The sequence below is a fragment of the Anabaenopsis tanganyikae CS-531 genome, from assembly GCF_029891675.1.
Classification (GTDB): Bacteria; Cyanobacteriota; Cyanobacteriia; order Cyanobacteriales; family Nostocaceae; genus Anabaenopsis; species Anabaenopsis arnoldii.
This window is the reverse complement of record NZ_JANQDF010000002.1, coordinates 1-10,482: the sequence shown is the minus strand read 5'-3', so window position 1 is coordinate 10,482 and position 10,482 is coordinate 1. Positions and strand designations below refer to the sequence as shown.

Genomic DNA, 10,482 nt, shown 5'->3' with positions numbered 1-10,482 from the left:
ACCTGTTGACAAAGTGCTAAACCTTGATTCCAAGCGTGTCTGGCTACTCCTGCGTGTTGCGCCAGTAGTAGTCGTTGTTGCTTGTTAACTTTGAGTTGAGTTTTGAATCCTAGTAGCATACAGTAATTTTACTGCAATTTTCTCACAAAGCGAAAAGATGACAGGAAGTTTTGAGTAAATGTGAGTATTTCTTAGTATTAGTTAAGAAAACAGGAACTAGCTACTAAACCTTTTGATGTTGTCACCATGGCCACTTAGGAATTTGCTACTATTGCGGGTCAATGATAGCGGAGGAACAGCCCCCAGATTTATTCAGGGGGCAAAAAAGCAATATCCCACAGGTTTTTTATTGAATTTACTCAGCTAAAGCCCTGCTGGTAACTGCTCGTTGTAACTGAGCCAAGGCGCGATTGTAATCTAAAATAGCTGTAATTCGATTACCTTCAGCTCTTGTTAAGTCGTTTTCGGAGTTAATCACATCAGTTTGAGTACCTACACCGGCTTGGAATCGCAACCGAGCCAAACGCAGAGCCTCTCTAGCCTGTTCTAAAGCAGCATTAGCAGTTTGGACATTTTCTAAACTAGCTCGCTGGGTAGAAAAAGCTTGTTCAACCTGGAAGCGGATTTGGTTGCGCTGTTCACTAAATTGAGTTTCTGCGATCGCCACATTAGTTTTTGCTTGAGCAGCGCTAGCTTTGGCGGCTCCACCATCGTACAAATTCAAACTAGCCCTAACTCCCACAGAGTAACCATCAGTAAGGCTAACACCATCATCGAATTGATCTAGCAGGTTATAACTAGCAATGAAGCGCACTTGAGGACCTAGGGATGCAAGTGCTTCTCGCTGCTGTTGTTCACTGATGTTACGTTGTGCCAATTGCTGTTGAAGTTCTGGGCGATTTTGAAACGCTAACACAATGCTAGTTTCTAAGTCTCGGTTCCACAGACCAGCCAATTGCACAGGATCAGCCGCACTCAGATTTATCGATTGTGGCACACTCAGGCGAGTCGCGAGAATCCGACGAGCAATTTCTTGCTGGGAGCGAGCATTAGTCAGTTCTTGCTGGGAGTTAGCCAGGTTAACTTGGGATTGCAAAACATCAAATCGTGTACCCACCCCAGCCCTTTCTAAAGCTTGTGCATCTCGTAAACTGGCCTGGGAATTTTCCACAGCAGATTGGGCGATGCGTACTCGTTCATCTGCTTGTTGCAAATTGTAGTATTCCGTAGCCACATTCAAGCGAATTTCTTCCGATTGGCGTTCTACAGCCAACTCACTGAACTTTAACCGCTCTTCGGCCTGTTTAATGGTAGCTTGCCGTCTCCCAGAGGTAAACAGGTCATAGCTCAGTTGGGCTTCTCCTCTAAAAGAGGATATAGTTTCCGCTCCTGGCTGAGGTATACCTGTTTGTTGCTCTGCTTGATTGATCGCCCGCTGTTGGTCAGCAGACCGGCCGCGATTGACATCAGCACTAAGACCCAGATTGGGCAACAAAGCAGCTTGCTCCTGGCGTAGGGCGGCTTGATCCCGTTCTAGCTCCAGTAGAGACACCTGTAAATCTCGATTGTTGCGCCTTGCTAGTTCTAAGGCCTGTGCCAAGGTAATGGGCTGATTAGTTTCCAGTCTTACTTCCTCTGGTTTAGTCGGAAATTGCAGAGGGTTGGGACTAGGAGTTAGGTAATCAGGAATTTCCACGCTATTCGTAGGGGTAAATTCCACCTTTTCCACCGGTGTGATATTTTCCCCCGTGGTTACAGGTGCCACATACTCAGTTCCTGGTGAGGGAAAAGTTAATATCCCCGCAGTATTGACCAATCCTGAGTTGGTGTTGCTAGCAGATGAATAACTCCCAGCTATCAAGTTCCTAGTTCTTGAGGGAGGGAGACAGCCACTAATAGCTGAACAACCATGTACCCCCACTAATTTTGTTGCTCTTGCGCCGGTGACCGCAGTCGGTAGAATTGTCGATAAATGAGTTTGCTGTTGTTTACCGGTCGCTGTTGGTTGCTGTAAAGCCGACAGGGTAAAACTGACTGGCTGGGTAGAAGTTCTGGGTGGGACCACAGTCGCCACAACAGTTTGATTTAATTTATTCCCTGAAGTACCGACTTGAGTTGGTTGTTGATGGTTTTGAAAATGGGCAAAATTCTGCCCATGTGTGACACCGACTTTACCTTCATCTTTTTGAGAGGGCTGATGTTCTACAGGTGTCCCAGTCTTTTTGCTCAAGCTGGCTGGATTATTCTTACTACTTGAAGACTGTAATTGCAGTCTAGTTAACTCAGATTCTGGTACTACATCTGGAAAAACATCCGCATTAGTATCACGCATTTGGGTATTAATATTGTCTCCCAGCCAGGTTTGACTGTCAGGAAAGGTCAAGACCCCTGCAGAAGAGACAATTGGTGTACCGCTCACTGTCGTCGCCAAAGCAGTTTGGGTTGTTAATACTGCTGCTGTGACGCCAGGTAAGAAACTATAAAATAAATATTGTCCTTTCACCGCATCCCCTCACACGAAAATCAATACTAGGGGCAGAAAACCCGTCTTATGAGCCGAATATAGCACGATCCTTAATTTCAGTATGGATTACCACGACTCTAAATTGGGGAGTCGGAACTCGGTTTGTTGTCAAAACGTTGCACTATGCGAGATAGTTCCGCCTTTTCATCGATACTAACCCGGGTAGGCGCACCACTAATAATTCGTTCGTAGTTACGGAAAGAATCTTTAATTTCCGGACCATCAGCAGTAATATTGTACTCACGGATACCTTTATCGTGCCAGGAACCCCGCATTTTAAACACATTAATCGCCCGTGACATTTCACCCCGAATCTCTACGTACTGCAACATCAAAATCGTATCAGTAATTGTGGAAATATGGGAGTCTGTGATGGAATGTGATCCCAGAAATTGGTCAGTTGTGTTGGTAAAAAAACCGGTGATTTCTTCTTGTTTCGCATAACCAGTCACACCAATGACAAACTGGCGAAAGGCATTATTGCTGACTCCTCTGGCTAATGCTGACAGGGAGTCAATGGCAATGCGAGATGGCTTAAACATAGCAATTTCTGATTTAATAATTTGCAAGTGGTCTTCTAAACCAGTTGATTCAGGATAAGTACAAATTATTTTCAGTAAACCTTGACGTTCTAAGTCTTCAAAGTCAATTCCCCAAGAGTAAGCATTACGAGACAGTTGGGCGCGCGATTCTTCATAAGCAAATAATATTGCCTGCTCACCATTGATGCAGCCATCTTGCAAAAATTTACTCACCAATAAAGTTTTACCAGTTCCGGTGGCTCCCGTTGCCAAAATAATAGAATCTTTAAAGAAACCACCCCCACACATTTTATCTAGGGTTTCGACTCCCGAGGATACTCTGATATTAGAGGAGCGCTGGGTTAAGCGCATGGCTCCCAAGGGAAAAATATTAATTCCTCCATTGGTAATTGTAAAGGGATATTCCCCTTTCATATGAGTTGTACCACGCAATTTGAGAATTTCAATTGTGCGGCGCCGCCGTTCTCCTTCTAAAACGTTACGCACAATTACTACATTGTCGGAAACAAATTCTTCTACTCCAAATGAAGCAACAGAACCGTATTCTTCACTACGTTCAGTAGTAATTATAGTTGTGACGTGTAGTTGCTTGAGACGGGCCACAAGACGGAAAATCTCTCGCCGCACTACTCCCATGGCTTCATACTGCTGAAATACGGCTGTGATGGAGTCAATTGATACTCTTTGGGCTTTGTATTTGCGAATTGCATATTGCAAACGCTCAATCAGGGCTGAAAGGTCAAAGTTACCTACAATATCTTGACCTTCGGGATCCGGTGAAGCATCCAGAATAAATAACTTACCTTCGTCAATTAGCTGTTGTAAATTCCAACCGAAAATTTCCGCATTTTTAATAATGTCACCGGGGGATTCTTCAAAGGTTACAAATACACCCCCTTGATCAAATCGGGTAATACCGTTATAGAGAAATTGCAGTGATAATAAGGTTTTACCTGTGCCAGATGTACCACTAACTAAAGTAGTTCTACCAACGGGTAAACCTCCGTGGCTAATGTCATCAAAGCCCTCTATCATCGTGCGAATCTTTTCTACCCCAACCAAGGGGTTGTTGTTTGGCGTTGCTTGGTCTTTTTCGCTCATTGCTTACTAGGATATGGGTTTTATACCCGCTTTTTATATTAGTAAAATTGGTGATTTGTTAGAAAATTTGTATGATGAACCCTTGTTTATTATTCCCAATATTCTTCGCCCAGTTCTTCATAAAGTAAGTCTAATCCAATCAATACCCTTTCTCTGTCTGATAAGTCACCAATGATTTTGCGCACCGGTGGAGGTAAAATTTTAGATAATGTTGGGGTGGCTAAGATTTTATCTTCTTCGGCTAGCTGGGGGTTCTTTAGGACATCAATTACTTTTAAGGCATATACACCTTGAAATTCTTGCTCTAAAATGTTTTTAAGGATTTTTAAGGCTCGAACTGAGTTGGGTGTGTTTCCAGCTACATAAAGCTTGAGAACATAGGTTTTTTTGGATTGATTCATCTGACAAATTTACTCTCTTTAGAGATTGAACATCTATAATGTTCACACAGGTGAGCGAGGATATCTATTAGTGCTAGGCGATAATCAAGTAATATTTCGTCGCTCCTTCCTTCTAGCTTTAGTTGTGTGGAAAAGTCTTCAATTAATTCCATATGAAATTCAAGGATTTGTGGCACAGGAATATTAGCACAAAATACTGCATTGATAAATTTATCGATTTGTTCTTTCAGAGTTTTGTCTGGGGTGAAGTAATTGAGAAGAATATGGCGGTAATCTGATTTTAGTTGTTGTAACAATACCTGCCGATCAACTTGAGTCATCTGCTGAAAGAAGTGCTGTGGTTTGTGCTTCTGACATGGAAATACATCAAAATGTTTATTAGTAAAATTTTTATTAAGATATTCTCACCATCACCTCAGTAGGTAGTAGATTTTAACAGTGGTAGTAGTTCTACTCTGGGGGCGAAGTAGTTAGTCTGTGGTGTCATAGTTCCAAGGCCTAATCTGCCTGCTCAACTCGACTTGAATGGGTAGTTGAGCCGGATGATCTAATTTTTGGCAGTGGAAAAATCAATATGAGTAGTAATATCATCTATATACTGATATATCCGTATACTGATATATAATCTTGGGAATATCTATGTTAGATGTGAATCACACCTCTAAACTTCTAAGTTGATGTCTAGTTGTGTATTCAAGTGGCGATTTCTCTTTGAGAGAAGGACTCATATCAACATCATATCAACCTCAGGTTGTTGCACCAGATACACTGTAGTCAGTGCTGGGGCTTCATAGTTTATTGATGAAGCCTAGTAGTTTTTCCATCAAGATACATGAATTAGTTGAGCATAGACTTATGTATATTTCCTCATGTATGGATACAGTAGTTTTACTATAATCTCCGTGTCGTGGTTGCCGGCAAATTTATGAACAAAGACCAGAATCTGGCGGTCGTGGGCGGACATATTGGGGAAATTGATTCCCTTTTACCCTTTGGCGGTGAGACAAGTAGTACTGATGCATTTCCCTGTATGCTTGTAACTCCTGTTACTCCGGTAATGTTAGTGACCAAAACGGTTTAAGATGACTAACTATGCAAACTAGACTTCCTCAACCCCTGTAAGGATGTTTAAGAGTTTGCATAAGGGAGCAGAGAAATGGCGGGAGCATTACAAGGTATGTCTTGAAAACTGTCCCTGAAAGCCAGTCAATAAAGACTAAATCCCTGGTGAGATGAGGCATTTATCTATCTCCCCGCCTTGGAGGTGGGGGTTCTGACTCCCTGTAATAGATACTTAAATTAACTCAAAGTATCTTCACATTCTAAATCATTATAATTCCTCAAGGTTTATTAGCGAATCTTTGGCCTGATAATTGTTTTAGTTGTCACTATTGCAGAGGAGTTTGAACACCAGTAGGAAACTGACAAGGATATTCACCGAAAACTAAGATTGGCCAGGACAACGAGTCAATCCCATAAGTCTTGTCTTTTAACAACCTCGTCGTGAGTACAGGCGAACGGCTTTCCCCCTTGTCTCAATGGCATTGAAGCTGTAAAAAGAATCCGTGAAATGATTCTTCTGAATATTATTGCTTTGCCGCTCTAATACTTTTTGCCGAAGTGCCGATGGTGAAGCGGCAAGCTTACACAAAGAAGAATGACCCCTAAGGTTCCTTATGTCAATGTTACAGTACCCGCTTTATGACTTTCTCGCAACCGTACCCAGCTGCTTAGAAACAAGTACTCTGGCTATGGTGCTGGAGATTTTTGAGCAAGAGCAGTGCGATCGCTTGGTAGTAGTAAATCAGCAACAATACCCCTTAGGATTGGTGCAGTCTGCCCGCTTAACACAAAAATTATTGGCAGTATGGGGTGGAAATCAAGTTTTGGACTTGCAGCAGCCATTGTCAAGGTGGGATCAAGCCATAATCGAGCCTCTCAAGACATTACCAGCAACTTATTGTGTAGAGCAATTAGATCTGCTTTGGCGTTACCAAAGGAGCCGAAACAACAATAACTTAGATTGGGCACTGATTGATAAAGAAGGCAAATTTCTAGGGCTGCTGAATAGCTCACGAGTGTTAAGAGCATTAACTCAAGAAAAATTGGCTTTTGATTCTAGTAGCAGCCACTGCTCACCTTCGGGGAAGAGAACGCCTAAAAACAGTTCCCCAGATAATGCTAACACCTCCAACAAGATCAGCAAAACTCACTGGCGAACTGATAAGTCACCACGGGGGCGAACTACTGGGAGAATCGCTGAATGCCAAGCTGGGCTGCCGCGATTGCTACCAGCACTGCGGGATTGCTTACGTGGAGAAGCCATAGCCAGATCGCGGCTGAGAAATCAATATCAACCGGCACAAAAATCACTAGTGCAGCTATTAGAAATACTGCCTTGGCCGTTAATGCTGCAAACTCGAACAGGTGAAATAGTAGCGCAAAATCCGGCTTGGTGGGAGCAATTAGGAGTATTGAAAGATCCCGAAGGGATTCGCGAACAAGTCGAAGCAATACTAGCCTCCCAGGAGAGGAAAACGGCTTCAGAATACGCTAAAGCTAGCAGATTTTATTCTCAAGGGAATAATCATCCTAGGGAATCTCATTCAACAGAACAGACCTTGATGTCAGCGAATGAACCTCTGCCACAGGGGGGATATTCCCCACCACCCAGACATAGCCTACACGATAGCGTTCGCGGAGCATCTGCTAGAGAAGAAGATAAAAGTAAGCAGTCAACCCCCAAAAAGAGTAAATCCAATCACTGTTTTTTGGATAGTCAGATGGGTACTTGCACCTGTGTTGTGGAAGTGCACAATGGTAGCGAGCGAATTTGGCAGTTTGCCAAAATTACCTTAGATAGTCACAAATCAGAACTTCTCTCCCAAGAACTGAATCTGCCAGAATTGAACTGTAGGCAAACTGAGGCTACTCCCAAGACTCAAGGAAGTAATGACCTATGTTTAGTATTAGCTACTGATGTCACCGAACAGCAGCAGATATATAAAGAACTAGCAGCCAAAAATGCTGACCTGATTCAATTAAATCGATTAAAAGATGAGTTTTTAGCTTGTATTAGTCATGAACTGAAGACTCCCCTAACTGCGGTTTTAGGACTATCAAGGTTACTGGTAGATCAGCAGTTGGGTGAACTCAACGAGCGCCAAGCCCGTTATGCAGGACTGATTCATCAAAGCGGACGACATTTGATGAGTGTAGTTAATGACATTTTAGATTTGACCCGCATGGAAACCGGACAGATGGATTTAGCCCTTGTCCCGGTGAAAATTCGTGCAGTGTGCGATCGCGCCATCACAGAAGCAAAAGCGATTCACACTCAAACCACCAAAGCTACCGCCACCCCAACAGCCAATTCCATACCTGAATTAGCCATCTCGATTGAACCAGATTTAGACGAGATAGTAGCGGATGAATTGCGCTTGCGGCAGATGTTAGTACACCTACTTTCCAACGCCTTTAAGTTCACAGAAAACTCCGGGGAAATTGGTTTGCGCGTCAGTCGTTGGGAAGGCTGGATTGCCTTTACTATCTGGGATACAGGTATTGGCATTCCCGAACATCAGCAACATTTAATCTTCCAAAAATTCCAACAACTAGAAAATCCCCTGACGCGCCAATTTGAAGGTACTGGTCTGGGGCTGGTTTTAACCAGGGCTTTAGCTCGTCTTCACGGAGGTGACGTGAGCTTCTTATCTCGTGAAGGCAAAGGTAGCCAATTTACACTACTACTCCCACCTAGTCCGCCCACAACAGGCTTGAGTGAAGCAGAGACAGGAATCAAAGAACATAGCCAGATCAAAACTCCTGAAACACAAGGATTGAGCAGCTTGGGAGTGAGGGGTCACGCCGTTTCCCCAGGGTCGCGCAGAGAAATCTCAGCACGCCAGCGCGTGGCGACAACTACCCAACATCCACCCGCCAGCTCACAACGGTTAGTGCTAGTAGTGGAAGCAGTAGCTCGATATATCGAAGATTTGACCGATAAGCTGAAAGTTTTAGGTTATCGTGTCGTCATCGCTCGCTCAGGAACAGAAGCAGTAGAAAAAGCCCGCCGCTTGCAACCGAAAGCGATCTTCTTAAACCCCTTATTACCCTTACTGTCAGGTTGGGATGTTCTGACTCTATTGAAATCTGATGCTGCAATTAGGGATATTCCCGTAATAGTCACAGCCACTGGCGCGGAAAAAGAGCAAGTATTTGCCCATGGGGCGGATGGTTTCCTTAACTTACCAGTTCAGCATGAGGCCTTAGTACCACTGTTAGAAAACTTGTGTACTCAACCAGCAATGAGAAATTCACAGTTAAATAATCATCCAATCACCCCGATCACAAGTCCACTGAGAATTCTCAGGTTGGTAGAACAGAATTTAGAATCAATTAACCCCCACCCTTCACTGCGAGAACATCGGGTGATAGAAGTAGATGATTTAGATCAAGCTGAACTCTTGGCACAGGTTTGGCAGTTTGATGTCATTTTACTGGATGTCGAAGGTGCCTTGGCACAAACTTACCTACAAGAGTTAGCTCAACATCCCATACTGGCTAATATTCCACTGGTGACTTGTGATGTGGCGACTACCCTAGCTGCTTCCCAGATACCTGGTTTGTCGGTGTTTCCTTACTTGAGATCATTGTCCCAAGAAAAAGAAAACGGTGATTATACCACAGATCCCTTGTTATCTGTGTTACAAATTGCATCTGGTATCTGCTGCCCACCCAGTATCCTGGTGGTAGATTTAACCATGCTGGACTATGGCCTGAGGGTTCAGCCAGACGCTGATCAGGGTGATCAAACAGTCGCAAAACATTCACCCAATAACCAGGGTAACCATAGCTTGCATGGTTTAGCTATACGGGGATCTGAGTGGTTTCAAGCTTTAATCCAGTACTTACAAACGGCTGGTTTAAAAGCCTCAATGGGGCGTTACTGGGCAGAAGTCATACAACAAATTCGCCACCAAAGCGTTGACTTACTGCTGATTTGCTTAGGAGATTCTTCTGTTCCTCAAGAGGTGCTAAAAGAGTTAAAAGCATTAGCCGACTTACCTTTCAAGCCGCCAATTTTGATCATTGACCAGCGATTCAGTCACACGCCTACTGATTCTCTAACTGAAAAACCTTGCAAGAGCTTGGTTGCAGCCGAAAACTTCACGAGTGAATTAGCACAGTTTGTGGTGGGGATAGTATCTCAAAAAGAACACATCGCCCCTGAGATTTTGCCTCGTTCCATATCCATGGAAGATTTATTGGCTGAAATTAATCAAGCCTTGGGTTTAAAAGCAGACCATTAATAATAATCACAAACAAACAGCGAAAAACCAGACACAAGACAGTATGCAACAAAACTAAAAAATGACAATACCTTATCAAATTATACTAGATACCAACGTACTTCTAGCTGGTTTACGCTCTAGTCGTGGCGCATCCTACAAGCTGTTAAGCATACTCAACGATACTCGCTGGCGATTAAATATTTCTACCACATTAATCTTCGATTACGAAGAAATACTTAAAAGACAAAAAGACCAGTTAACCCTAAACAATCAAGATATTGATAATATTATAGAAGCCCTTTGTGCCATATCTAACCAATGTAATATTTTTTATCTATGGCGACCAATTGCACGCGACCCAGACGATGATTTTTTAATAGACTTAGCGATGGAATGCCAAGCCGAGTTTATTATCACTTACAATCAAAAAGATTTACAAGCAGCAGAGAAATTTGGCATTAGAGTATTAACTCCTAAAGAATTCTGGCTCTACCGTACTTGTTATGCTAATTTAACAACTGGTTCGAGGGAACAGGGAACAGGGAACAGGGAACAGAGATTAAGAAGGAATATTCAGGCATTTTCTTCAATAACCAACATTATTTCCCTTATACGGTAAG

General features: G+C 43.1%; 7 protein-coding genes and 1 pseudogene. 3 read left to right on the top strand and 5 right to left on the bottom strand.

What is annotated here, in order from left to right; translation table 11 throughout:
- From NWP22_RS00155 to NWP22_RS00135, 5 genes and pseudogenes are all read right to left on the bottom strand, one after another.
- A partial coding sequence (locus NWP22_RS00155) for a helix-turn-helix domain-containing protein (protein WP_271734775.1) occupies positions 1–119 on the bottom strand: 119 nt, incomplete at its 3' end.
- A gap of 236 nt (positions 120–355) precedes the next feature.
- Positions 356–2,503, bottom strand: coding sequence for a TolC family protein (locus NWP22_RS00150; protein ID WP_271734776.1), 2,148 nt, complete (start codon positions 2,501–2,503; stop codon positions 356–358).
- A 98-nt stretch (positions 2,504–2,601) separates the two neighbouring features.
- The gene (gene kaiC / locus NWP22_RS00145) at positions 2,602–4,167 is read right to left on the bottom strand and encodes a circadian clock protein KaiC (RefSeq protein ID WP_271734778.1); all 1,566 of its coding nucleotides are present in this window, start codon (positions 4,165–4,167) and stop codon (positions 2,602–2,604) included.
- 89 nt (positions 4,168–4,256) lie between these two features.
- Positions 4,257–4,568, bottom strand: coding sequence for a circadian clock protein KaiB (gene kaiB / locus NWP22_RS00140; protein WP_271734779.1), 312 nt, complete (start codon positions 4,566–4,568; stop codon positions 4,257–4,259).
- Positions 4,565–4,927: pseudogene (locus NWP22_RS00135) on the bottom strand (KaiA family protein); the annotation flags it as partial. The pseudogene NWP22_RS00135 and the gene kaiB, both read right to left, overlap by 4 nt.
- Positions 4,928–5,493: 566 nt before the next feature.
- Between NWP22_RS00135 and NWP22_RS00130 the strand changes: the two are divergent.
- The 3 genes from NWP22_RS00130 to NWP22_RS00120 all read left to right on the top strand — a co-directional run bounded on the left by NWP22_RS00130 (position 5,494) and on the right by NWP22_RS00120 (position 10,481).
- Complete coding sequence (locus NWP22_RS00130; RefSeq protein ID WP_271734780.1) at positions 5,494–5,649, top strand: hypothetical protein; 156 nt, start codon at positions 5,494–5,496, stop codon at positions 5,647–5,649.
- A gap of 595 nt (positions 5,650–6,244) precedes the next feature.
- A complete protein-coding gene (locus tag NWP22_RS00125) occupies positions 6,245–9,880 on the top strand; it encodes an ATP-binding response regulator (protein WP_280801381.1) in 3,636 nt (1,211 codons plus the stop codon).
- 61 nt (positions 9,881–9,941) lie between these two features.
- Positions 9,942–10,481, top strand: a complete 540-nt coding sequence (locus tag NWP22_RS00120; RefSeq protein ID WP_280801380.1) for a putative toxin-antitoxin system toxin component, PIN family — start codon at positions 9,942–9,944, stop codon at positions 10,479–10,481.
- Position 10,482: the final 1 nt, after the last annotated feature.

What these genes read in the sequence shown, in the direction of transcription:
- NWP22_RS00125 (WP_280801381.1), top strand. Translation starts at nt 6,245, where the DNA reads ATGTCAATGTTACAGTACCCGCTTTATGACTTTCTCGCAACCGTACCC.
- kaiC (WP_271734778.1), bottom strand. Translation starts at nt 4,167, where the DNA reads ATGAGCGAAAAAGACCAAGCAACGCCAAACAACAACCCCTTGGTTGGG.
- NWP22_RS00120 (WP_280801380.1), top strand. Translation starts at nt 9,942, where the DNA reads ATGACAATACCTTATCAAATTATACTAGATACCAACGTACTTCTAGCT.
- kaiB (WP_271734779.1), bottom strand. Translation starts at nt 4,568, where the DNA reads ATGAATCAATCCAAAAAAACCTATGTTCTCAAGCTTTATGTAGCTGGA.
- NWP22_RS00130 (WP_271734780.1), top strand. Translation starts at nt 5,494, where the DNA reads ATGAACAAAGACCAGAATCTGGCGGTCGTGGGCGGACATATTGGGGAA.